We start from the raw sequence: 24,397 nt of genomic DNA, 5'->3' as shown, positions 1-24,397 counted from the left end.
AAAAATGCAGTCGCGTAACGGAAAGTAATCATCCCAGCCTGCGACGCTGATCATCTAACTCTCTGCGGTCATGCCTTGACAGCCGACTGAACGTGCTGCAACCTTCAGCGGCATATCGATGAGTAGCAGCACACGGGGGTGTGAAGCTGTGACCGCTCACCTGGCGGCATTGTGCCGTACCGAGGCGATACCGGACTTATTGGACGACCCGCTCTGGCGTGACTTTCGTCCACTCGATCGTCCTCTTCAGTTCTTCTGAGATTTCCGTCGACCGATCGGTCGACGACGTATCGCCGTGCCCTGTGAAGGAGACGGCGTCCACACACGGTTTCGCGTGACCGTCGCCGGTCCCGCGACCATCGCGTGCCTCTCCCGGTTTCTCCGTCCTCCTCGATCCAGGGGTGACCATGTCCTTCAGCATTCGGCGTCTGCCCGACCCTCGCGGTCGGCTGACCGATCTGCGTGGTCGGCTGCCCCGGCAACGCTCGGTCTTCGGCTCCGGCACCAGCCGGTCCATCCTGGCGGCCGCCCTGGCCGGCGTGTTGATGCTCAACCTGGGCGGCAGCGGGGTGACCGCGCTGCCGGCGGGTGGTGCCCGGGACCGCGACGGTGCCACCTCCACCAGCCAGGGCGGCGGCAAGAAGCCGAGCCAGGCCTGGGGCTCGGCGGCGGGCAAGGCGCACCTGACGACCGGACGACCCAACCGGGACGTGCCCAAGTCGCTGCGCGGGCAGTACCCGCTGCACAGGTTCGCCGACAAGCCGGCCCCCGGACGCAACAAGGCGTCGGTGGCCACCGCTCCCGTCGACGACACCCGCGGTTTCGACAAGCGGACCAGCCGCGAACGGCCGGGCGAACGCGACGTCAACCAGCGGGTGTTCGACAACGCCGACGGCACCCAGACCACCGAGTTCTCGTCCGCACCGATCAACTACCGCAAGCCGGACGGCACCCTGGCGCCCATCGACCACACGCTGGTGCCGGCGGCCGGCGGGTGGACGACCACCGCCGACTCGGTCGGCCTGCGCCTCGCCGGCAACGGCACCGCCGCCGAGGTGGCCCGGCTGAGCTTCGACGGGGAGACCGAGTTCGGCTTCCGGCTGTCCGGAGCGACCAACACCGCGGCCCGGGTGGACGGGACCACCGTGACCTACCCCGGTATCCGGCCCGACGTCGACCTGCGCCTGGAGCCCCGGGCCGGTGGCGTGAAGGAGACTCTGGTCCTGCACTCGGCCAAGGCACCCGCGTCGTACGTGTTCCCGCTGAACCTGCGCAACCTCACCGCGAAGCTGGTCGACGGTCAGGTCGTCCTCAGCGACCGCGCCGGCAACGCCCGGGGGGTCATCCCACCCGGCTACATGATCGACGCCGGCTCGGGCGCTGTCGGCCCCGCCACCTCCACCAAGGTGGCGTACGAGCTGGTCACCACGGGTGGGCAGACGGCGCTGAAGGTAACCCCCGACCGGGCCTGGCTGACCGACCCGGCCCGGCACTACCCGGTCGAGGTCGACCCGACAGTCGGCCCTCCGGTCGCCGCGGTCACCGCCGACAGCAGCATGTACGTGCACGGAAGCAGCTCCACGCTGGGTAAGGACGAGTTGCTGGTCGGTCGCTCCGGCGGATCCAACGCCGCGGCCTACCTGAAGTTCGGCACCCTCGTGAGTCGCCTGCAGAACCACACCATCCACGGTGCGGCGCTCTCCGCTGTCAACTTCGACGCGGCCTCCTGCAAGGCGCGCGCCGTCACCGTCCACCCGGTCACCGAGTCGTGGTCGGCCGGCACCGGCTACTCGTACCCGGGGCCGTCGGTGGGTGGCTCGCTTGTCAGCCGCTCGTTCGCCCACGGGTACGTCGCCCTCGGTCAGTCCCAGTCCGCCTGCCCGGCGGCCGGTGAGATGTTCGACCTCGGCGTCGCCGGTCGTAACCTGGTGCAGCGCTGGGCCAACGGCCAACAGGCCAACAACGGGCTCTCGCTCCGTGCGTCCACCACCGACAGTTCCGCGTGGAAGAAGTTCGCGGGTACCGGCACCGCCAACCCGCCGGCACTGTACGTCACGCACAGCCCGTACAACGCCGGGTACGCGATCCCGAAGCCCACCCCGGAGCCGGCCGTCCTGCGCAACCAGGACGGCAAGGTCAAGGTGACCGTCACCAACCTCGGCGCCGAGGCGTGGACGCCTGCCAACTACTACCTCGCGTACCGCGTCTACAACGCGCAGACCGGCGCCGCGGTCACCCAGCAGCGGGCGGCCAACCTGCCCGCCACCCTGGCCCGGGGCGCGAAGGTCACCCTCGACGCGACGGTCAAGCGGCTGGAGCCGGGCACCTACTTCCTGGACTTCACGATGGTGCGTACCGGTGGCGCCGTCTTCACCGACCACCAGGTGCCACCCGGTCGGATCGTGCTCCAGGTGTTCGACGTTCCGCCTGTCGTGCAGGAGCTCTACCCGGAGAACGGGTACCAGTCCCCGACGCTCACCCCGTTGCTCTGGGCCCGGGCCGTGGACACCGACGCCGCACCCGGCGCGACCCTGTCGTTCAAGTTCGAGGTCTGCGACCGCACCGACGCCGGCGCGGCGACCAACTGCACCACCTCCGGTTACCAGGCCAAGCAGTCCTGGGTGGTGCCGGCTGGCCGGTTGGTCTGGGGCAAGAGCTACCTGTGGCGGTCCTTCGTCAAGGACAGCGCCAACGAGGTCATCTCGCCGTACTCGACGATCATCAGCTCGGTGCCGCAACCGGACCTGCTGTCCCGGATCGCCACCTCGCCCAACGCCGAGCAGGGCCGCGAGTTCGACGCTCAGACCGGCAACTTCGCCACCTCGGCCGTGGACGCCACCGTGGTGACCGTCGGTCCGGAGCTGAACCTCGTCCGCACCTACAACAGCCTCGACCCCCGCACGACAGGTGTCTTCGGCGCCGGCTGGTCCAGCCGGTACGACATGACGCTGGTCCCCGACAACGACGGCACCGGCAACGTGGTGGTCCGCTACCCGGACGGCCAGGAGGTGCGGTTCGGCAAGAACCCGGACGGCACGTACGCGCCACCGCCGGGCCGGGTCGCCAAGCTCACCGTCGACAGCAGCAACTGGAAGTTGGTCGACCGCACCGGGAACACCTACCAGTTCTCCCTGCTCAACAAACTCCAGAAGATCACCGACAACGCCGGGCGCGCGGTCAACCTGACCTTCGACCCGATGACCGGCAAGCTCGCCCGAGCGCAGGTCTCCAACAGCCAGACCAACACCGCAGGCCGTGCGCTGACCTTCACCTGGAACGGCAACCACATCGCCTCGGTCAGCACCGACGCGGTCAACGGTGCGAAGCTGACCTGGAACTACACCTACAACGGTGACCTGCTGACCAGGGTCTGCGGCCCGGAGTCCGCCTGCACCAACTACGACTACGCGGCCGGGTCGCACTACCGCACCGCCGTCCTCGACGCCAAGCCCGACTCGTACTACCACCTCGGTGAGGCCGAGGGCACCGGCGCGGCCAGCGACGTGGCGATCAACCTGGGCAAGGACGCCGGCACGTACCGCAACAACGTCACCCTGGGCCAGCCCGGCGTGCTGGAGGGCACCAACGGCACCGCCGCCGCCTTCAACGGCACCTCGGCGTACCTGGAACTGCCCAAGGGTTTGGTGAAGAAGAGCCGCGACGTCTCCGTCGAGCTGTGGTTCAAGATCGGCCTGACCCAGACCGGTGGCCCACTCGTCGGCTACCAGGACACGGCCGTCGGCACCGCCGCCACCAGCGGCGTCCCGCTGCTCTACACCGGCACCGACGGCAGACTGCGCGGCCAGTTCGCCACCGGCACGATCGCGCCGATCACCTCGGGCGTCACCGTCAACGACAACAAGTGGCACCACGTGGTGCTCTCCGCGATGGCCAACACCCAGACCATGTACCTCGACGGGGTCAAGGTCGGTGACCTGGCCGGGCAGCCGATCGAGCACTCGCTGCTGACCTTCAACCAGGCCGGCCTCGCCTCGGCGACATCGCCCACCTCATGGCCGGCCTGGGGCAGCACCGTCCAGCGCTACTTCGCCGGAACGATCGACGAGATCGCCGTCTACTCCCACCCCATCGGCCCGGACACCGCCAAGGCGCACTTCCAGTACGCCAAGCCGGCCGCCCAGCAGCTGACCCGGGTCACCCTGCCCAGCGGCCGGGTCGCCACCGAGGTCGAGTACGACACGGCCACCGACCGGGTCAAGGAGTACACCGACGACAACGGCGGAACCTGGAAGGTGGGCCAGCCCACCGTCTACGGCGGCGACACCGACCTGCGCCGCAGCGTCCAGGTCCTCGACCCGGCCAACCGCCCCTACCTGTACGAGTACGACGCGCTCGCCGGTCGGCTGCTGCGCTCCGGCACCCCGCTCGGGCTGGAGACCCGCGAGGAGGACCGGCCCGGGCAGGCCAGCCCGACGCCGACCCCTCCGCCGACCGAGGTCTGCACCCAGCCCGACCCGAACGACCCGGCCTTCTGCACCGTGATCCCCGGCGACGCCGGTGGGCCGATCTTCGTGCGGCACCCGTTGGACGGCATGGCCATCCGCTCGTTCTCCTACGACGACGACGGCCAGCAGAGCAAGGTCACCAACGAGAACGGTGACTCGGTGGAGATGACGTACGACAGCAGGGGCCGTCTCGCCACCCGCAAGAGCTGCCGTACCCCCACCCAGTGCTTCACGAACTACTACACCTACCCGGCCTCCATCACCGACCCGTTCGACCCGTTGATCGACCTGGCGGTGGAGCAGCGCGACGGCCGCTCCACCGGCCCGACCGACACCAACTTCCTGACCACCTTCACCTACCGCCCGCGCACCGGTCAGCTGCTCACCCAGACCAACCCGGACGGCAGCAAGGTCACCCACACCTACACCAGCGGCGGTGAGGCCACCGTCAACGGCATCCCCCCGTCCGGGTTGCTGGCCAGCAGCATCACCAACGCGCAGACCAAGGCCACCACCTACACGTACTACGCCAACGGTGACCTGTACCGGGTGACCGAGCCGTCCGGGCTGGTGACCGAGTACACCTACGACGCGCTCGGCCGACGGATCACCGAGAAGGTCACCTCCGACACCTATCCCGCAGGCGTCACCACCACGATCACCTACGACGGGCACTCCCGGGTCGCCACCGTCACCGGCCCGGTCACCACCGACGCCGTCGGCGGCAAGCAGCACCAGAGCCGGACGGTCAACGAGTACGACGCCGACGGCAACCCCACCAAGGTCACCGTCTCCGACCTGCTCGGTGGCGACCCCGAGCGGGTCACCAGCACCGATTACGACGACGAGGGCCGGCCGGTCCGGGTCGTCGACCCGGAGGGCAACGAGACCAGCTACGGGTACGACCGGTTCGGCAACAAGACGACCATGACCGACGCCAACGGCAACCGCTACGACTGGGCGTACACCGCGCAGAACAAGGTGGCCGAGGTGCGGCTGCGGGACTGGCGTAGCGACCCGGCCGGCACCCCCGGCACGGGCACCGGCGACTACCTGGTCCTGCACTCCTACTCGTACGACTTCGCCGGGCGGCTCGCCAGCGACACCGACGCCATGGGCCGGCGACTGGAGTACCTGTACTACCGCGACGACCTCCTTCACAAGATCACCCTGAAGGACTTCCGTAATCCCGACGGCTCCAAGCGCGACTACGTCGTGGAGGAGAACACCTACGACGGCGCCGGCAACGTGACCCGCAAGGTCGGCGCCAACGGCACCCAGGTCACCGACCACACGCCGGACAAGACCGGCAAGGTGAAGAGCACCGTGCTGGACCCCACCGGGGTGCGTCGGTCCAGCACCTTCACCTACGACTACAACGGCAACGTCAAGCAGGTCGTCCGCTCCGGCAACTCGTCGAACCTGAACTGGGAGGTGCTGGCTTCCTCCGAGGTCGTCGACTACACCTACGACGACGCCGGCAACGTGCTCACCGAGAAGGTCACCGGCAGCAGCAACACCCGGGTGACGAGCTACACGTACGACAGGCGCGGCCTGCGTACCTCGGTCACCGACCCGCGCGGCAACGTCTCCGGCGCCGACAAGGCCACGTTCACCAGCACCTTCCGCTACGACGAACTCGGACGCCAGATCGGGCAGAGCGGCCCGACCGTGCTGGCCGAGAGCGGCGGCACCACGGCCGTCTCCACCAACCCGACCAGCTCGGTCGGCTACAACACCTTCGGCGAGCAGGTCGCCGTCAGGGACCCGCTCGGGCGGGTCTCCACCTCGGAGTACGACAAGCTCGGCCGGGTGGTGCGCAGCCTCGCGCCGACGTACCAGGCTCCCGGGGTGTCCCAGACGGTGACACCCGAGCACAAGCGCCGCTACGACGCCCTGGGCAACGTGCTGGAGGAGACCGACCCGGCGGGCACCACCAGCTACACGTACGACCAGCTCAACCGGCTCACCGTCCGGGACGAGCCGTCGAAGACCAACGACGACCGCGCGCTCACCCGCTACACGTACACCCGTACCGGCGAGGTCCTCTCGGTCACCGGCCCGACCGGCGCCCGGGTCGAGTCGACCTACGACGACCTCGACCGGCAGGTCACCCAGACCGTCGTCGAGCGCCGGCCGACCACCCGCAACCTGGTCAGCAGGCTCGCCTACGACGACGCGGGCAACCTGACATCGTCGTCGTCCCCGACCGGCGCGACCACCGTCAACACCTTCAACGGGGCCGGCGACATCACCCGCAGCACCGCGCCGACCGGCGTGGCCACGATCTTCGGGTACGACTTCGCCGGCCGCCAGGTCCGGGTCTCCGACGGCCTCGGCCGCACCACCCGCATCGGGTACGACCAGTTCGGCAACCGCACCAGCACGATGAACCTCAAGGCCGACGGCACGGTCCTGCGCACCCAGAGCTACGGCTACGACGTGGCCGGCAACATGACCTCGTCGAAGGACCCCTACAACACCGTCACCACCTACGAGTACGACGCGGCGGACCAACTCGTCAAGCAGGTCGAGCCGACCGACGCCGACCCGATCACCACCACGTTCGGGTACGACGCCGCCGGCAACCGGACCCGCTACACCGACGGCCGCAACAACTCCACCATCTACACGTACAACACCCTGGGCCTGCCGGAGTCGGCTATCGAGCCGTCCACGGCGAGCCACCCGAGCGCCGCGGACCGGACCTGGACCGTCGCGTACGACGCCGACGGCAACGCGGTGCGGCTCAGCGCCCCGGGTGGGGTGAGCCGCACGCGGACCTACGACGCGGCAGGTCGACTGACCGTGGAGACCGGCTCCGGGGGCGACACCCCGACCGCGACCCGCACCCTGGACTACGACCAGGACGGTCGGTTGACAAGCGTCAACGCCCCCGGCGGCAGCAACACGTACAACTGGAACGACAGGGGTGGTCTGCTGTCCACCGCCGGCCCGTCCGGCACGGCGAGCTTTGGCTACGACGACGACGGCCAGGTGGCCACCCGTACGGACCTGACCGGCACGGCCACCTTCGCCTACGTCAAGGGCCGCCTCGACACGCTCACCGACAGCATCACGGGCCAGCAGCAGAAGTTGGACTACGACGCCGCCGGTGACGTCAAGACCGTCGACTACGGCGCCGGCCGAGTCCGCACCTTCGGGTACGACGACTACGGGCGGGTCGCCAGCGACGTGCTGCGCAACGCCGGTGGTCAGACGGTGGCGTCGGTCACCTACGGCTTCGACCTGAACGGCCACCTCACCAGCAAGAACACCACCGGCACCGCCGGCGCCGGCGCCAACACCTACGACTACGACAAGGCCGGAAGGCTGAAGTCCTGGACCAGCCCGGCCGGGACCGTCACGTACGCCTGGGACGCCAGCGGCAACCGGGTCCGGGCCGGGTCCAAGACGGCGACCTTCGACGAACGCAACCGGCTGCTCTCCGACGGCGACTACACCTACGCGTACACCGCGCGGGGAACGCTGAGGACCCGCACCAGCTCGGGGCTTGCGGAGCAGTTCTCGTTCGACGCGTTCGACCGGCTCACCGGGGCGCAGGACCAGACCTACACCTACGACGGCCTGGACCGGGTGGCGTCCCGCACCGGCAACTCCTTCGTCTACGCCGGCCTGGGCGACGAGGTGGTGCACGACGGGTACGAGTACTACGGCCGGGGCCCGAACGACGAACTGCTCGCCACCGCCCAGGGCGCGGACAAGCGACTGTCGTTGACCGACGCCCACGGTGACGTGGTGGCGGCCATCAACCCGGCCGACACCCAGCTGTCCACGCTCAACGACTCGACCGCGTACGACCCGTTCGGCAAGAAGATAACCAGCACCGGCAGCACCAGCCGGTTGGGCTTCCAGGGGGACTGGACCGACCCGGCCACCGGGCAGGTCGACATGGGCGCCCGGTGGTACCAACCCGGCACCGGCACGTTCACCTCGCGCGACAGCGTCAACTACACCACCGGCGACTCGATCCTGGCCAACCGCTACACCTACGGTGCTGGCGCCCCGCTGGACTTCGACGACCCGGACGGCCACTGGCCGCGTTGGATGAAGCGCGCCGCGAGCGCGGTGAGCAACACCGTCTCCAACGTGGTCAGCGGCGCGAGCACGGCGTTCAACTACGCCAGGAACTTCGTGTCCACCGTTGCTCACTACGCCTGGTCCGGCCTCAAGGCTGTCGGCCGAGCGATCTCCAGCACCGCGAAGTGGATCGGCGAGAAGACCATGAACGCCGTCCGCTACGTCGGCTCGAAGATCCAGTCCGGGCTCAACCAACTCTCCCGCGCTGCCGACTGGGCGAAACAGCAGGCAAGAGTCGTCGCGCAACGTATCTACCAGGCGAAGGTCGCGGTGACCAACGCCGCGAAGTCGGCCATCAAACAAGCGGTCAAGTTCACCAAGCTGCCGGTGATCCAGGCCCTGACGAAGCCGCTCATCACGCTCGGCAAGGTGGTCTCCACCGGCTTCAAGATGGCGGCGAGCGTCGTCGCGGTCACCACAATGGCCATTCAAGACCCACAGAAGTTCAAACAGAACCTCTGGCTGGCGGCCGCCCAGAAACTGGCGCCGCTCGTCGAGGGCGCCGAGAAGATATGGGACAAGGCCACCCAGTTCGTCGACGAACACGCCGCCGAGATCGCCGGCTTCGCCGTCGGTGCCGTCGTCGGCCTGGGCTGCGGCGCGGCAATCGGCTGGACCGGCGTCGGAGCGGTGGCCTGCGGAGCACTCGCCGGAGCGGTCGGCTCGGCGGTCACCGGCTACATGGACGGCAAGCGCGGCTGGGACCTCGCCGGCGCCACCGCGATGGGCGGGCTCACCGGTGCCATCGGTGGGGCACTTGGCTCGATCGGCGGCCAGGCGTTGGGTGCCGGTATTCGTGGTTTGGGCGGCGGCCTGCGCTCAGCCGGCAACAAGGCGCTGGGCGCGGGTCTGGATGAGGCACGCGCGATCGCTACCGGAGCCCGGGACGTTGGGCGAAAGCTTCTTGGAGGGTGCACCAACAGCTTCGTCGGTGAGACCCGGGTTCTCATGGCGGACGGCAGTTCCAAGCGAATTGATCAGGTACGCATCGGCGACAAGGTTCTCGCCACTGATCCGACGAGCGGCCGCGTCGAGGAACACGCCGTTACCGCGCTCATCGTCGGAACAGGCAGCAAGAATCTGGTGGAGATCACCGTCGACACCGACGGCAGGCAGGGTGACAGCGAGGCGAAGCTGACCTCGACGGGCGGGCACCCGTTCTGGATCGCTGATCAGAAGCGTTGGGTCGAGGCCGCCGATTTGGTGAGCGGCTACGTCTTCGAGACTGCTGATCACCGGCCAGCGTCTGTCGTTACCACTCGAAAGTGGACCGCGTACCACCAGGTCTACAACCTCACCGTCGACAGCCTCCATACCTACCATGTTCTGGCTGGTAGTACCCCAGTCCTCGTTCACAACGCCGGCTCTACCTGTGCGGTACACGGTGGGCCGACGAGCATACCGAACCGAAATCTCCGCGAGCCGCAGCAATGCACCTGTCCAGGGGGGCGAGAGCCCTCAGGCGATCTTGCCGCTGGGCTTGACGAGGGTGCACCTGAGACGGCTAATAGGCGTATCACGTTCGCCGATGAGTTGACCAGGCGGCAGTCGAATCACGCGGCGATCGCCAATGGTTTCAAGGGAGTGGTGGACGCGGTCAAGATAGCGGGAACGGATCCGATAGGTGCTGGCCTGATTCTTGTTGTTGGCGTTTGGGCGAGGATTAAGAGCAGCCTTTAGGGGGCGAGGTGGTCATGAGCGAGTCGATTCTGTTGGTGCTTGCGGTGGTGGTTGTTGTTGCTGGTCTGGTTGCCGGCGGATTGCAGTGGCGCGCGCGTAGGCGCAAAGCGCGGTTCGCCAATGACCCGAAAGCTCGGCAACGCGAGGCGCGCAGGGCTATCGAAGAGATGGCCAAAAAGCGTCGCGGGAAGAAGGGAACGATTCGTGGTGAAGGTGGGGGAGGGAATAACCGGACTGCTCAAGAAGCTGGATTCGGAACGGATTTCTCGGGGGGTATCTAACCGCCCGTGAATTGGTGCCCCCGCAGGGGTGCTAGCCCCAACCGAACTCCTTGTCCGTGCTTTGACAACTAAGATTCGGTGGAGGGCCTTTCGGTAATGAGTTGATGCGGTGCTGGCTGTTCGGATAATCGTGAATCAAGAACGGGGTATACATTGAGAAATGAGCGACAAGCACTGCGGGCCATACTGGCCGTGCTGCTTATTGTTTCATCGACCGGAATCATGCTGCTCGGGACGGATTCGACCGCGCGCGCTGACGCTGCCGGCCGAGGTGGTGACTTCGTACCGGTTGACAGCGTGACCCTGCTGGACACCCGCGACGGCACCGGCGGCACCACAGGTGTTCGGGGTGCCAAGTCCGTCACCACGTTCAACGCAATCGGCGTCGGTGGTGTCCCGAGCAGCGGGGTCAGCGCGTTGATGGTGGACGTGACGGCGATCCAGCCGACCGCCAACACCTTTCTGAGCATCTACCCGGACCTGACGACGGTCAGCGCCTCGGCCATGAACGCCTCGATCGGCGAGGTCATGACCAACTCGGCGGTGGTCAAGCCCGGTACCAACGGCAAGCTCGCGGTGTCCAACGCGGGCGGCAACGTGCACATCCGGGTGGACCTGGTCGGCTACTTCACCAGCGCCACCGGTAGCACGGGCTCCGGCTTCGTGCCGGTGGACGCCATCCGGGTGGTCGACAGCCGGAGCGGGCTGGGGATCGCCGCCGGCACCATGCCGACGCGGGGAACGCGTACCGCGAACATCTCCGGCGGTGGGCTGGTGCCCGCATCCGCGACGGCGGTCATGCTGGACGTCGTGGTGATCGGCGCGACAGGTAACGGTTGGTTGACCGTCGGGTCGAGCGCGACCGCGGAGACCGGCATCGACTATGCCAAGGGCAACACGTCGATGGGGGCGGTGGTCAAGCTGAACCCCGGCGGCGGGGGCGCGGTGATACTGGAGAATCGCGGGCCGGCCGTGCATGTCGCCATCACCGTCCAGGGCTACTGGACCGGCAACCCCACCACCGGTGCCGGTCTGCGCCCGGTGCCGGCGACCACCCTGCACGACAGCCGTCTTCCCAGCGGCGCCCAGCCGGTGCCCGCTGGCGGCACCGTCGACGTCGCGGTGGCGGGCACCAACGGCCTGCCGACCCGGGGCATCGCCGCCGCCGTCCTCAACGTGCACGCGGTCGCCCCGACGTCCGGCGGATACTTCACCGTCACGCCGCTGGGCAGCGCCGCGAACATCATGTCGACCACCAACTTCACCGCCGGGCACGTCGCCCGCTCCAGCATCATGGTGACCAAGCTGGGCACCGAGGGGAAGGTACGGATCAAGAACGCCAGCAGTGGGACCGTGCACGTCGTGGTCGACCTGCAGGGCTGGTTCGCCGACCCGATGCCGTTCCTGCCGGTGGCGTCCTTCTCTCGCTCGGCGGCACTGCAGGGACAGCCGAGCGAAGGCAGTGCGGTAGGGACCGTCGTCTACGCCCACACCGACAACACCGGTCAGGTGCGGGTCGTCCACCAGTCGAACCCCGATGACTTCAGCAGCTTCCAGCACATCCCGCTGTTCGGCGCGGAGGCCTTTACCGGGCAGCCCTCGCTCAACGTGTTGAGCGCCACCAAGCAGATGCAGATCAGCGCCCTGCACACCACGGGCACGGTCTGGGCCGGTGCCCAGACGGCGGCGAACGCCGCGACCTGGGGGACGACCGGAAGCCTCGGCGCGACCATGGCGGCACCGCCGACCGCTGTCACCCTCGCCAACGGCGTGAGCGTGATCTTCGGCGTGGACGTCGATGGTGTTCTGTGGCACTACCGCCAGACCGGAACCACCGCGTCGTGGAAGAGCCTGGGTGACGTCGACCTCGCCGGTGGGCTCGCCACTGTCGACCTTGGCACCGGGGGGATCCAGTTGGTCGCCACCACCAGCACCGGCACCATCAAGACCGCTGTCTACTCGACCGATGGCGCCCTCACCGGGTGGACCGACCTGGGCGGGAACGTGACAGGCGTGCCTGCCGCGTTCCTCATCCAGGGCCCGCGTAGCGCGGTGGTGGCGCGTGCGGCCGATGGTTCCCTGGTCCTGAAGAAGCAGGAACTGGGCGGGGCCTGGCCGACCGCCTGGCAGACGGTGGGGACGTTCACCGCCGCCGGATCGCCGGCCGCCATCGTCGACCCGGCTCTGGGCCGGATCGTTGTCGTCGCTCGCGGCAGCGACAACGAGATGTACCGGGTGTACGAGGCCGAGCAGGGCTCGGGCACCTGGGGTGAGTGGCTGCGCCTGTACGAGAACCCCAGCGACCCGACCGCTGCCACGGCCGCCACCGATCCGACCATCGCGCCGATCCAGAACTCCGCCGGAATCGGGTTCGTGGTGGTCTACCGCAACCGGAACAACACCACCATCGCGCTGGACCGGCGGTTCGCCGCCCCCGGCGGAATGGCGGCAGCGAAGGTCAGCCCGTCGGCGGTCAGCTTCACCGCACACCTGATCCCCACGCCGAAGTCCTGAGCCTCGGCACCGTCAGCCCGGGGGCCCTCGTCCACGTGACGGAGGCCCCCGGGTCGTCGTTCACCGGCTCGGCGTCAGCCTCCCTAGACTGGGCCGATGAGCGTTGGCGCCGACGGTCGGGGGATGGCCGAGCTGGCGGCCCTGTTGGCCGACGGCACCCGCGCCGGGATGTGCGTGGCGCTGCTCGACGGTCGGGCCTGGACCGCCGGCGAACTGGCCCGGCGCGCCGGGGTCGCCCCGTCGACGGCGAGCGACCACCTCACCCGGCTCGTCCAGGGCGGGCTGCTCGTCGAGGAACGGCAGGGCCGGCACCGCTACCTGCGGCTGGCCGGGCCGTCGGTGGCCCAGCTGATCGAGGACCTGGCCGGGTACGCCCCGCCCACGCCCACCCCGACCGGGTCGCTGCGCGCGGCGACCGTCACCGCCTCCCTGGCGTACGCCAGGACCTGCTACGACCACCTCGCCGGACGGCTCGGTGTGCTGATGTACGACGCGCTGCTGCGCGAGCGCCGGCTCGACAGGTCCGGCGGGTTGACGCTGACGCCCGACGGGTGGGCCTGGGTGACCGGGTTGGGCGTACCCGTGGCGGTGCTGCGTGCCGCCCGCCGCCCGGTGGTCCGCGACTGCCTCGACTGGACCGAACGCCGCCCGCACCTCGCCGGGGCGCTCGGCGCGGCGCTGTGCCGCCACTTCACCGACCTGGGTTGGATCAGCCAGGGCACCGGCCGCGCCGTCCGTCTCACCGCCCACGGCCGCCCTGGGCTGGCCGCCGCCCTGGCCATCCCCGAGCACACCCTCGACCCGCCGGCGGCGCCTGCGGCCACGAGCGGCCGCGCCTGACCAGCGATCACGGCGGGATCGTTCGGTCCGGGGCGAACGGTTCGCGCCCTACCGTCGGGCGGTGACTGACAACTGGCCCGTTATCGCGCCCGCCCCGGGAACACCCACGTGTGGGCCGCCCTCGTTCGAGCCGGAGCGCGGTTGGTGGGTGACCCGGCACGCCGACGTGCTGGCGGCGCTGACCAACCCGGCGTTCCAGGTGGCGTCCGTCCACAATGGTCCGCCTGGCACCCTCGCGTGGCTGCGCGCCACGGTCAGCCGGTTCAGCCCGCCCGAGCGGCACGCCGAGCGTCGGGCGGTCGCGGTGGCGGCGCTGGTCCCGCTCGATCCTGACGAGCTGCGAGATGACGCGGCACAGCTGACCGGGGCCGTCCTCGACCGCGCCGGCGACCGCGTCGACGTGATGCGGGACCTGGCCCGGCCGGTGCCGCTGCGGGTGTTGGCCGATCGCCTCGGCTTCGCTGATCCGGCAGCCGCCGGGACGGCGGCCGCGGTCGTCGCTGCGGCGTACCTCCCGGGGGTGGAACCGGCGTCGGCCACGCGGGCCGACCAGGCGGTCGCGGCGCTGCTGGCGCTCGCGCCGCCGGGTCCGCCGGAGGTACGGGCGAACCTGATCGGCCTGCTGGTCCAGGCGTGCGACGCGACGGCCGGCCTGATCGGCGCCGCCGCCCATCACCTGCTGCCCCCGGGTGGCGCGCCGACCACGGCACGAACCGCCGACCTGCTGGCCGAGGTGCTGCGCCTCGACCCGCCGGTCCGGGCCACCCGACGGGTCACCGTCGACCGGGTGCGCCTGGGCGGGCGCAACCTCCCGAAGGGTAGCCCGGTGCTGCTGCGCTTCGACGCGGCCAACCGTGACCCGCAGGTGTTTCCCGAGCCGGCGACGTTCCAGCCCGGTCGGCCCGGTGCCGGGCTGTTGACCTTCGGGACGGGGGAGCGGGGCTGCCCCGGCGACCGGCACGCCCTGGCGCTGGCCAGCGGGGTGCTCGACGTGCTGCGGGAGCGCTGCCGGCGCGGCCCGAACCCGTTGCGGCACGAACCGCACCCGACCCTGCGGGTGCCGACGAGTCTGGAGGTGAGCGCCCGATGACCGACAGTCGTGCCGCGTTCCACGCCCTGCACCGCGCCGGCCGCCCACTGCTGTTGCCCAACGCGTGGGACCACGCCTCGGCCGCAGCGCTCGCCGCAGGTGGGTATCCGGCCCTCGGCACCACAAGCCTCGGGGTCGCCGCGACCGCCGGCCTGCCCGACGGCGTGGCGGCCACCGCGGGGGAGACCCTCGCCCTGGCCCGCCGACTGGCTGGGCTGCCGGTGCTGCTCAGCGTGGACGTGGAGGGCGGGTTCAGCGACGACCCGGCGGAGGTCGCCGAGTACGTGGCGGAGTTGGCCGGTCTCGGCGTGGTCGGGGTCAACCTGGAGGACGGTCGCGCCGATGGGACCCTCGCCGACACCGAGGTCATCGCTGCCAAGGTCGCAGCGGTGAAGGCGGCGGTGCCGGAGCTGTTCGTCAACGCCCGCACCGACACATGGTGGCTCGGGGTGGACGACCCGCTGCCGCAGACCCTCGCTCGCGCTCACGCCTACCGGCTGGCCGGTGCCGACGGGATCTTCGTGCCCGGGACCGTCGACCTGGCCATCCTGCGCGTCCTCACCGAGCGGATCGACGCTCCGGTGAACGCGCTGTACCAGCCGGGCGGGCCGGGGCTGACCGAGCTGGGCAGGGCCGGGGTGGCCCGGGTCAGCACCGGCTCGCTGCTGTTCCGGGTCGCGCTGGGCGCCGCCCTCGCCGCAGCCGACGCCGTCCGCCTCGGCGGGCTCGCCGCACCGACGGGACTGCCGTCGTACGCCGAGGTGCAGGCCCTGGTACCGGCGGACGGCGACTGACGTGCTCCCGGCCGCCATCGGCGACTGATCTGCTCCCGGCCGCCCTCGGCGGCGGGCCCGAGCCGGGTGGGAGGGCGTGCGTCAACGAGGGCTGTCGGCCGGCGCCATCTGCTGTTCGGTGCCTATGGAGCTGAATCGTTCACGACATCAGCTCCAAAGGCAGCGCGTCCACCCTTCGGTCCCTGCCGCCTCGGCGGCACACCAGCGTGACCGCTGGCGGCTGCCCCAGCACCGCGCGTAGCCGACGTCCCGCACCCTTCGAGGGGAGATAGGAGGAATGTTCGGTCCGTTCCGGTCAGGATGATTACGGTGTGTTTCAGGGCGAACCACCCCGTGCCGTGACCGGAGAAAGGGACCCGTCATGCGAGTGCCCAGCCGTAGCCCGGGACAGCAGCCCGGCTCGCCTCCGTCGCGCACCGCTCCGGCCCGCCGTCGACCCTCCGGCACGACTCCTCGTCGCGTCCCCGCCCCCGCACCCGACCTGCCCGCGTACCGCGCGGCCGTCGCCGAGCTGCTGGTCGAGGTCGGCGCCCTGGCCGACGCGGCGAGCACCCGGGCACGGCAGGTGCTCATCGACCAGCGGCTGCGCGAGCCGGCGCTCGCCGCGGTCCTCGACGCCACCCCGCAAGGGCTGATCGGCGCGCGCGAGACGCTGCTGCTGGAGATGGCCCGCTACCAGCCGAACGACCGCACCTCGGCGCGGGACCTCAGCGCGCTGGTCCGGATCTACCTGCTCTCCCGCATCGACGTGCTGTGGTGGCAGGACGCCCCGACCTTCGTCACCGACGACCAGGTCAACGGCAGTGCCGATCTTGTCGACCTGGAGTGGCTGCGTCGCCGCGACCTGCTGCGGTTCCGCTACCAGGAGCAGCCCGCCACGATGCTGGGCCGGGCCGCGCGGGGGTTGCGGCGCCGGCTGCGGCCCGACGCCACCCCGCACACCGCGGGGCTGCTGTTCCGTCGCGCCCGGCGCGAGGTGGTGGCGCTGCTCAACGACATCGGACGCGAGTTCGCCGCCGTCGCGCCGCCGGCCACCCCGCCGCTCTGGGTGACCAGCCTGGTCCGCAGCGCCGAACACCAGTACCGGCTGCGCCGCCTGGGCTACGCGGCGATGCTGCCCAGTGGGCACTGCCTCGGCTACTCCGTCGATGTCGAACTGGCCTGGTTCGAGCGTTTCGGCGCGCGAGACGCCCTGGCGGAGCTGCTGCTGAGCCGGCAGGAGGCCGGTGAGCTGAACGTGATCGACGAGGGGCAGGCCTGGCACCTGTGTCTCGCACCCACCGCCCGGCGACGCCTACGCCGGGCGTACGAGGCTGAGATGGGGGTGTGAGCCGGTGTGCGGCATCGCGTTGAGCATCGGCCCCGAGGCGGACCCGGCGACCTTCCGGCGCATGCTCGCCGCGCTGGCCCCGCGCGGTGAGGTCACCGAGACCCGGTCCGAGAACGGGCTGCTCACCGGCACCCGCCGGCTGCGGATCGTGGACCGGGACCGGGCGGTGCAACCGTGGACGTCGACCGACGAGCGCTGGCTGCTCTGCTTCAACGGTGAGATCTTCAACTACCGGGAGTTGCGGGCGCAGCTGACCCGCCTGGGGCAGGCCTTCCGCACCGAGAGCGACACCGAGGTGCTGCTCGCCGCGTTCCAGCAGTGGGGCGAGACGGCGGTGACCCGGCTCCGCGGCGAGTACGCCTTCGCCATCGTCGAACGGGCCACCGGCCGGGCGTACCTGGCCCGCGACCCGCTCGGTGTGAAGCCGCTCTACTGGTCGCGTCGGCCCGGCTGCCTGCACCTCGCATCCGAGGTCAAGGCGCTCGTCGGGCACGGCACCCCGATCGCCGAGGTGCCGCCCGGGCACCACGGCTGGGCGGAGGCGGACGGGCACGTGCGACTGAGCCCGTACGTCGACCTGCTCACCATCGGCGACGGCCTGCCGGTCATCGACGACCCGGACGAGGCGGCGCTGCTGGTCCGCGCCGCGCTCAGCGACGCGATCCGGATGCGGGTGGAGACCGACCTGACCGTCGGGGTGGTGCTCTCCGGTGGCCTGGACAGCTCCTTGACGCTGCGGCAGGTGCGGGACATCCACCCGGACTGCGTCGCGGTGACGGTCGGCGTGGCGGACAGCCCCGACGTGGCGTACGCCCGGCGGCTCGCCGCGGACCTCGACGTGCCGCACGTGGTGGTCGAGTTGCGTCCGCGCGACATCCGGCTCGCCGACGTCCGCGAGGCCATCCGGATCTCCGAGTTGACCGAGTACGGCGACATCATCAACGCCGTCGTCTCGGTGCCGATCTTCCGGCGGCTCCGCGACCTGGGCATCAAGGTGGTGCTGACCGGCGACGGCTCCGACGAACTGTTCGGCGGGTACCGGATGTACCACCAGGTCGGCCCGGCGGCGGCCCGCCGGCTGTTCCTGCACCGGATCCGTAACCTGTGCCGCACCGAGTTGCAGCGGGTCGACCGGGCCGCCATGGCGCACGGCGTGGAGGCCCGGGTGCCGTTCCTCGACCTCAGCGTGGTGGAGCTGGCGATGCGGCTGCCGGTGGACCTGAAGCTGCGCCACGGGCAGGAGAAGTGGATCGTCCGGCGGGCGTTCGCCGACGTGCTGCCCGACTACGTCGTCCGTCGTCCGAAGAACCCGATGTCGTACTCCTCGGGGCTGCACGAGCGGGTCCGGCTGTACAAGCCGCTCTTCGCCCGGCTGCACCGCTCCTTCGGCTACGAACTGCAGGAGCCGGTGCGCCGGGACTTCGACACCGTGCTGAGCCGCTGCGGCAACGACCTGGACCGGGCCATCGCCGATGGGCTGACCCGACCGGACTACACGGTCCTGGAACACGCCCGTGACCTGGTCGGCGCGGCCAAGTGGAACGCCGCCCCGATGGTCCGCCGGCTGGTCGGCCCGCGCCCGGCCCGCCGCTGACGGCCGCGCGCCCGGGAGGTGTCAGGTCACCAGCAGCAGCGCGCCGACCGCGGCGAGCGTTCCGGTGACCGCGAGCAGGGTGCTGGTCAGCACGAACCGGGTCACCGGCACCGCCACCCCGGCAGCCCGGCAGCGCTCGAACCACAGCAGGGTGGCAAGCGACGCCCAGGGAGCGGCCAGCGGGCCGACGTTGGTGCCGATCAGCAGGGCCAGCAGGCGGGTGTGGTCGGCGGTGGGCAGCACCGACTCGCCGGCCAGGTAGGCGGGCAGGTTGTTCACCGCGTTGGCGAGCAGGGCTCCGGTGCCCCCCGCGCGGAGGGCGCCCAGCGCGCCACCGTCGACGCCGAGCAGGGTGCCGACCACGTCGTCCAGCCCGTGCCGGCCGAGGGTCTGCACCACCAGGAACAGGCCGGTCACGAAGAACAGCAGGCGTACCGGGACCAGCCCGGGGCGCAGCGTGGCGGGGGAGCGGACGAGGAAACCGACGACCACCAACGCGGCCGCGACGGTGGAGGCGAGCCCGATCTCCACGCCGGCGAGGATGCCGGCGACGAAGATCAAACAGCCGGCGAGCGCCGTACGGTGCAGCACCGGGTCGGCGGGCTGGTGCCGGGTCGGCGGGACGAAACGCCCACCGGCCGGCCGCTCCCGCCGCCACCACCCGAACCAGAGCAGGGCCATGGTGACCGCCACGGCGGCGACCTGCGGCAACGCCATCCGGGCCGCGTACGCCAGGGGCGCCAGCCCGACCCGGTCGGCGGCGAGCAGGTTGGTCAGGTTCGACACCGGCAACAGCAGGCTCGCGGTGTTCGCCAACCAGACCGTGGTGACGGCGAGCGGGGCGGCGGGGATCCGCAGGTTGCGGGCCAGCGCGAGCAGCACCGGGGTGAGCAGCACGGCGGTGGTGTCGAGGTTGAGCACGAGGGTGGTCAGCGTGGCCAGGCCACCGCAGAGCAGGAAGAGTGCGGCCCAACTGCCCCGGGAGGCGATGGCCAGTCGGCTGGCCAGCACGTCGAACACGCCGGCCACGGCGGTCAGCTCGGCGAGCACGATCACGGTGCCGAGGAACAGCAGCAGCGGCAGGATCCGGTGCAGGGTGGCGGTGGTCTCGGCGCGGGGGAGCAGCCCGCTCAGCGCGCAGGCCGCGCCGACAATGGCGAGGACGGCCGCCACCACGTCCAGCGGGTGGGGCCGCCAGCGCGTGGTCGGTTCGGGCGGGGCGGCGACTGTCACATCTGTTCACGGTGGCACAGCCCCTGGCCAGCCGGTCCGCAACCCCCGTCCTGGTGACGGGCCCCACCGTTTAGGGCCGGGCCCAGGCGCGGGCCGGGCCCGGCCCCCGTGGATCGGGGACCGGGCCCGGTGTCGTACGCGGTGCCTACCAGCCCAGGTAGCTGGGCTGGGTCTGCACGTTGAGCTCCTGGTAACGGGTCAGCTTGGCCGTCCAGGTACGCCAGTCGTTCAGCTCCAGGACGTCCAGGCCCTTCACCATGTCGTTGGAGTAGATGTGGCCGTTGTAGTAGTACGCGGACCAGGTGCCACCGCCGACGGGCGTGTCGGCGGAGAGCGGGCCGCGCTCCCAGAAGGCGATCTCCTTCGGGTTGGCCGAGTCGGTGAAGTCGAACACCGAGATGCCACCCTGGTACCACGCCTGGACCATGATGTCCTTGCCGAGCACCGGGATCAGCGAGCCGTTGTGCGCCACGCAGTTCTCGGTGTCGGCGTTCGCCCGCGGGATCTTGTAGTAGCTGCGGAAGGCCATCGTCCGGGCGTTGCCACGGCCGGCGATGTCGTAGATGGCGTCCGCGCCGCGGTTCGGGCCGACGGCCTCGTTGCAGGTCGCCGCCCCGCCACCACCCAGCTCGTCGGTGAAGATCACCTTGGTGCCGGAGTTGTTGAAGGTGGCCGAGTGCCAGAACGCGAAGTTGACCTCGTCCCGGACCCGGTTGATGACGCGGGGTGCCTCGCGGTTCTTGATGTCGAGCAGGATGCCGTCACCCATGCAGGCGCCGGCGGCCAGGTCCTTCGACGGGTAGGCGGTGATGTCGTGGCAACCGGTGGTCGCCGAGCCGGTCTCGCTGCCGGGGAAGCCACCGTCCGGGAAGAGGTTCGGCGTCGCGACCACTGCCGCGTCGGTCGGCTTCTTCACCGGCACCTTGATGATGGAGATGGAGTCGTGCGGCGGCTGGCAGTCCGGGAATTCGGCCCGCGGGCTGTACGAGGAGACGTACAGGTAGACGGCCTTGCGGTCCTTGCCCGGCACCAACGTGTGGGTGTGTGAGCCGCAGGCCGTCTCGACGGACTTGATGTAGCGCGGGTTGGCCTTGTCCTTGATGTCGAAGACCTTGATGCCCTCCCACGAGTCCTTCACGTTCGCTCCCTGCGTGGTGCTGTTGCAGGAGTCGTCGCTGCGGGACGAGTCGGTGGAGAGGAAGAGCAGGTCACCGTGGACGGAGATGTCGTTCTGCGACCCCGGGCAGAGCACCCGGGCCTTGACCGTCGGGGCGCTGGGCCGCGAGATGTCGTAGATGACGAAGCCGTTGTAGTTGCCGGCGAACGCGTACTTGCCCTGGAAGGCGATGTCGCTGTTGGTCGCGTCGAGCGGGGCGACCTTCGGCACGTTCGCGATCTGGCGCAGGTTGGGGCTGCTCACGATCTCGTCGACGCCGGGGATCGTGTTGGTCAGCGCGGGCGCCGGGGCCGCCTGCGGCACCGCCTGGGCGTTGCTCGCCGGGGAGACGAGGGCGCTGGCGACGAGGAGGCCGGTCGTGGCGAGCGCCACGATGCGCAGTTGTCGTAACCGTGGCTTGTGGAGTCTGATCATCGGCGGGGCCCTTCGCAAGGGGGAGACGATGGTTGACACGTTACCGTCAGACGAAGATCGTCGATGTGACCTGGATCACATCAAAGTGAGTTCTTCAATGGATAGCATCGCGATGACCTCGACTGCAGGGAGTGGCCCATGACCAAGCGGCGCGCACGCACCCTCGCGGTCGTCACACTGAGTCTCACGTTGTCACTCGTGGTGTTCCTGGTGATCCATCTTGACGGCGACGCCGGCACGGGCACCGCGCAGCCGGTCTCCGCGCCCGCCACCTCCGCCGCGTCGCCGACCGTCAGCCCCGTCCCCACCGACCTGACCGTCATCGCTCCCGGTCGCCCGGGCGAGACGGCCGCCACCCGCCCGGCGCACGAGGTCCGCGACGCCGGCCCCGCCCCGCACAACTCGCTCGACGTCGTGTTCGTCCAGATGATGATCCCGCACCACGCGCAGGCCCTGGCGATGGCGGAGCTCGCCCCGGACCGGGCCGCCGACCCCGACGTCCGGGCCATCGCCGAGCGGATCCGGGCCAGCCAGGGGCCGGAGATGGGCATGATGCGCGGCTGGCTGCAGACCCGTGGCCTCCCGGCGGAGGTCCAGGGGCACGACCACGGCAGCATGCGCGGGATGCAGTCGCCCGAGGCGATGCGGCAGCTGGCCGCCACCCGGGGCGCGGACTTCGACCGGCTCTTCGTGCGGATGATGACCGAGCACCACCAGGGCGCCATCGAGATGGCCACCAAGCTGCTCACGGTGGGCTCCGACCTGACGCTCAACGAGTTCGCCAACGCCGTCGCCACCGAGCAGACCGTCGAGATCGAGCGTATGCGCGAGCTTCTCGCCTCCTGAGCCGGGCGCGGGGCACGAAGGCCGGGAGTTCCGGCACGTACGCTGGGTGACCGTGAGACGCACCCTGTTCGGTCGCCCGCTGCGCGGCGTCGCCTTCGACGTGGCCGTTGCCGCCCTGGTGGTGCTCGTCTCCCTGACCGCGGCGGTGAACCAGCCGGACGGTTGGGCGGCCACGGCGGTCGGCGTGGCCATGGCGGTGGCGCTGCTGTTCCGCCGCACCCACCCGGGGGCGGTGGCGGTGGCGGTCGCGGTGCTCGCCCTGGTCCAGGTGATCGCCCGGTGGGGTCCGCTCGTCTACGACGTGGCCGTCCTGATCGCGCTCTACAGCGTGGTGAAGTACGGCCGGCGGCTGCGCGACGGCGTCCTTGCCGGCGCGGTCGCGGCCGTCGGCGTGCTGCTGGCCGCCGCGCAGACCCCGGGCGTCATCCAGTGGTGGGTGACCGCGCTGTGGTACGCGCTTGTCACCGGCGCGGTGTGGTTGGTGGCGCTGAACGTGCGGACCCGCCGGCTCTACGTGCTCAGCCTGGAGGAGCGGGCCGCCACGCTTGAACGCGAGCGGGAGGCCGAGTCCCGGGCGGCGGTCGCCCAGGAGCGCACCCGCATCGCCCGCGAGCTGCACGACGTGGTCGCCCACAGCATGGCCGTGATGATCGTCCAGGCGGACGGCGCCCGGTTCATGTTCGACCGGGACCCCGCCCAGGCGCGTGCGGCCGTCAAGGTGGTCGCGGACACCGGCCGGCAGGCGCTCGAGGAGATGCGCCGGCTGGTGGGCGTCCTTCGCGACGCCGACCCCGCCGGCGCGGACGGGGCCGACGGGCTGGCGGTGGCGGCCGACCCCGAGCACCGACGGCTCGCCCTGGCCGAGCTGCCCGACCTGCTGGCCCGGTTCGACGACGCCGGGCTGCGCGTCCGCAGCACCGTCACCGGCACGCCACCGGCGCTGCCGCCCGGCCTGGAGCTGACCGTCTACCGAGTGGTGCAGGAGGCGCTGACCAACGCGCTCAAACACGCCGGGGTGGGCGCCGGCGTCGAGGTCGTCCTGGCGTACACCGCCGAGGCCGTCGTGGTCCGGGTGGTCGACGACGGTCGCGGCCGCCCGCTGGTCAGCCCGACGCCGTCCGGGGGTCACGGCCTGCTCGGCATGCGGGAGCGGGTGACGGTGTACGACGGCAGCCTCACCGCCGGTCCGCGGCTGACCGGGGGCTGGCAGGTCGCGGTTCGGCTGCCGCTACCGTCAGAGCCGGCAACGGAGGTGATCGCGGCATGACGGTCCGGGTGGTGATCGTGGACGACCAGGCGCTGGTCCGCGCCGGGTTCCGAATGGTGTTGGACTCCCAGCCCGACCTGGAGGTCGTCGGGGAGGCGATCGACGGCGCGGACGCCCTGCGGGTGCTCGCCCGCACCGAGGCCGACGTCGTGGTGATGGACATCCGGATGCCCACCATGGACGGGGTGGAGGCGACGCGGCGGCTCTGCGCCGAGCGGCCCGAGGGCGGTCCCCGGGTGCTGGTGCTGACCACCTTCGACACCGAGGCGGACGCGTTCGCGGCGCTGCAGGCCGGGGCGAGTGGCTTCCTGCTCAAGAACGTCCCACCGGAGGAGTTGCTGGCCGCGATCCGGGTGGTGGCCCAGGGCGACTCGGTCGTCGCCCCGTCGATCACCCGGCGGCTGCTGGACCGGTTCGCCGGGCAGCTCGGCGCCGCCCCGAGCGCCGACCCCCGACTCGCGCAACTCACCGACCGGGAACGGGAGGTGCTGCTGCTCGTCGCCCAGGGGCTCTCCAACGCGGAGATCGCCGCCCGGGTGCACGTGGCCGAGGCGACGGTGAAGACCCACGTCGGGCGGATCCTGGCGAAGCTCCAGCTCCGCGACCGGGTCCAGGCGGTGGTTCTGGCGTACGAGAGTGGGCTTGTCACTCCCGGCGGGTGATGCCGCGTACGACCTGGGTCGTAGCGCTCGACGGGGCACCGCGACCTGGGGCGCACGCCTGTCGAGCGCGCAGGTGGAGATCGACAGCCCGGTGCCGGCCATAGCGTC

The 24,397-nt window shown here is 70.6% G+C and carries 13 protein-coding genes; 11 read left to right on the top strand and 2 right to left on the bottom strand.

What is annotated here, in order from left to right; all coding sequences use genetic code 11:
- The first annotated feature begins 407 nt into the window (after window positions 1-407).
- From ACWER9_RS21720 to ACWER9_RS21685, 8 genes are all read left to right on the top strand, one after another.
- Entirely contained in the window at window positions 408-10,247 is a 9,840-nt protein-coding gene (locus tag ACWER9_RS21720; RefSeq protein ID WP_452303564.1) for an RHS repeat-associated core domain-containing protein, read from the top strand.
- 14 nt (window positions 10,248-10,261) lie between these two features.
- Window positions 10,262-10,528 (top strand): hypothetical protein, encoded by a 267-nt coding sequence (locus tag ACWER9_RS21715; protein WP_452303563.1) that lies wholly within the window; start codon window positions 10,262-10,264, stop codon window positions 10,526-10,528.
- A gap of 297 nt (window positions 10,529-10,825) precedes the next feature.
- The gene (locus ACWER9_RS21710; protein ID WP_452303562.1) at window positions 10,826-13,042 is read left to right on the top strand and encodes a hypothetical protein; all 2,217 of its coding nucleotides are present in this window, start codon (window positions 10,826-10,828) and stop codon (window positions 13,040-13,042) included.
- A 96-nt stretch (window positions 13,043-13,138) separates the two neighbouring features.
- On the top strand, window positions 13,139-13,882 hold the full coding sequence (locus tag ACWER9_RS21705; protein WP_452303561.1) for an ArsR/SmtB family transcription factor: 744 nt from the start codon (window positions 13,139-13,141) through the stop codon (window positions 13,880-13,882).
- A 61-nt stretch (window positions 13,883-13,943) separates the two neighbouring features.
- Window positions 13,944-14,972, top strand: coding sequence for a cytochrome P450 (locus ACWER9_RS21700; protein WP_452303560.1), 1,029 nt, complete (start codon window positions 13,944-13,946; stop codon window positions 14,970-14,972).
- On the top strand, window positions 14,969-15,766 hold the full coding sequence (locus ACWER9_RS21695; RefSeq protein WP_452303559.1) for an isocitrate lyase/PEP mutase family protein: 798 nt from the start codon (window positions 14,969-14,971) through the stop codon (window positions 15,764-15,766). Before ACWER9_RS21700 ends, ACWER9_RS21695 begins: the two co-directional genes overlap by 4 nt.
- 361 nt (window positions 15,767-16,127) lie before the next feature.
- A complete protein-coding gene (locus ACWER9_RS21690) occupies window positions 16,128-17,096 on the top strand; it encodes a DUF5715 family protein (protein ID WP_452303558.1) in 969 nt (322 codons plus the stop codon).
- A 4-nt stretch (window positions 17,097-17,100) separates the two neighbouring features.
- On the top strand, window positions 17,101-18,690 hold the full coding sequence (locus ACWER9_RS21685) for an asparagine synthetase B family protein (RefSeq protein ID WP_452303557.1): 1,590 nt from the start codon (window positions 17,101-17,103) through the stop codon (window positions 18,688-18,690).
- Between the two features lie 21 nt (window positions 18,691-18,711).
- On the opposite strand, the gene ACWER9_RS21680 is transcribed toward ACWER9_RS21685, so the two are convergent.
- Together ACWER9_RS21680 and ACWER9_RS21675 are read right to left on the bottom strand one after the other, a co-directional pair.
- A complete protein-coding gene (locus tag ACWER9_RS21680; protein ID WP_452303556.1) occupies window positions 18,712-19,923 on the bottom strand; it encodes an SLC13 family permease in 1,212 nt (403 codons plus the stop codon).
- 145 nt (window positions 19,924-20,068) lie between these two features.
- On the bottom strand, window positions 20,069-21,514 hold the full coding sequence (locus ACWER9_RS21675) for an LVIVD repeat-containing protein (protein WP_452303555.1): 1,446 nt from the start codon (window positions 21,512-21,514) through the stop codon (window positions 20,069-20,071).
- A gap of 138 nt (window positions 21,515-21,652) precedes the next feature.
- Between ACWER9_RS21675 and ACWER9_RS21670 the strand changes: the two genes are divergently transcribed.
- Genes ACWER9_RS21670 through ACWER9_RS21660 form a run of 3 tightly spaced genes read left to right on the top strand, consistent with a single transcriptional unit; the run spans window position 21,653 to window position 24,289 of the window.
- Window positions 21,653-22,360 (top strand): DUF305 domain-containing protein, encoded by a 708-nt coding sequence (locus tag ACWER9_RS21670; RefSeq protein WP_452303554.1) that lies wholly within the window; start codon window positions 21,653-21,655, stop codon window positions 22,358-22,360.
- Window positions 22,361-22,406: 46 nt separating this feature from the next.
- Window positions 22,407-23,627, top strand: a complete 1,221-nt coding sequence (locus ACWER9_RS21665; RefSeq protein WP_452303553.1) for a sensor histidine kinase — start codon at window positions 22,407-22,409, stop codon at window positions 23,625-23,627.
- Window positions 23,624-24,289 (top strand): response regulator, encoded by a 666-nt coding sequence (locus tag ACWER9_RS21660; protein WP_452303552.1) that lies wholly within the window; start codon window positions 23,624-23,626, stop codon window positions 24,287-24,289. The genes ACWER9_RS21665 and ACWER9_RS21660 overlap by 4 nt, the downstream gene beginning before the upstream one ends.
- The last annotated feature ends 108 nt before the right edge of the window (window positions 24,290-24,397 follow it).

It is taken from the genome of Micromonospora sp. NPDC003944 (assembly GCF_053605225.1).
The sequence above is the reverse complement of the archived record's forward strand: the minus strand, read 5'-3'. Positions and strand labels throughout refer to the sequence as shown.

Excerpts from the sequence above, each read along its gene's own strand:
- ACWER9_RS21720 (WP_452303564.1), top strand. The coding sequence starts at position 408 with ATGTCCTTCAGCATTCGGCGTCTGCCCGACCCTCGCGGTCGGCTGACC.
- ACWER9_RS21715 (WP_452303563.1), top strand. The coding sequence starts at position 10,262 with ATGAGCGAGTCGATTCTGTTGGTGCTTGCGGTGGTGGTTGTTGTTGCT.
- ACWER9_RS21705 (WP_452303561.1), top strand. The coding sequence starts at position 13,139 with ATGAGCGTTGGCGCCGACGGTCGGGGGATGGCCGAGCTGGCGGCCCTG.
- ACWER9_RS21695 (WP_452303559.1), top strand. The coding sequence starts at position 14,969 with ATGACCGACAGTCGTGCCGCGTTCCACGCCCTGCACCGCGCCGGCCGC.
- ACWER9_RS21690 (WP_452303558.1), top strand. The coding sequence starts at position 16,128 with ATGCGAGTGCCCAGCCGTAGCCCGGGACAGCAGCCCGGCTCGCCTCCG.
- ACWER9_RS21675 (WP_452303555.1), bottom strand. The coding sequence starts at position 21,514 with ATGATCAGACTCCACAAGCCACGGTTACGACAACTGCGCATCGTGGCG.
- ACWER9_RS21670 (WP_452303554.1), top strand. The coding sequence starts at position 21,653 with ATGACCAAGCGGCGCGCACGCACCCTCGCGGTCGTCACACTGAGTCTC.
- ACWER9_RS21660 (WP_452303552.1), top strand. The coding sequence starts at position 23,624 with ATGACGGTCCGGGTGGTGATCGTGGACGACCAGGCGCTGGTCCGCGCC.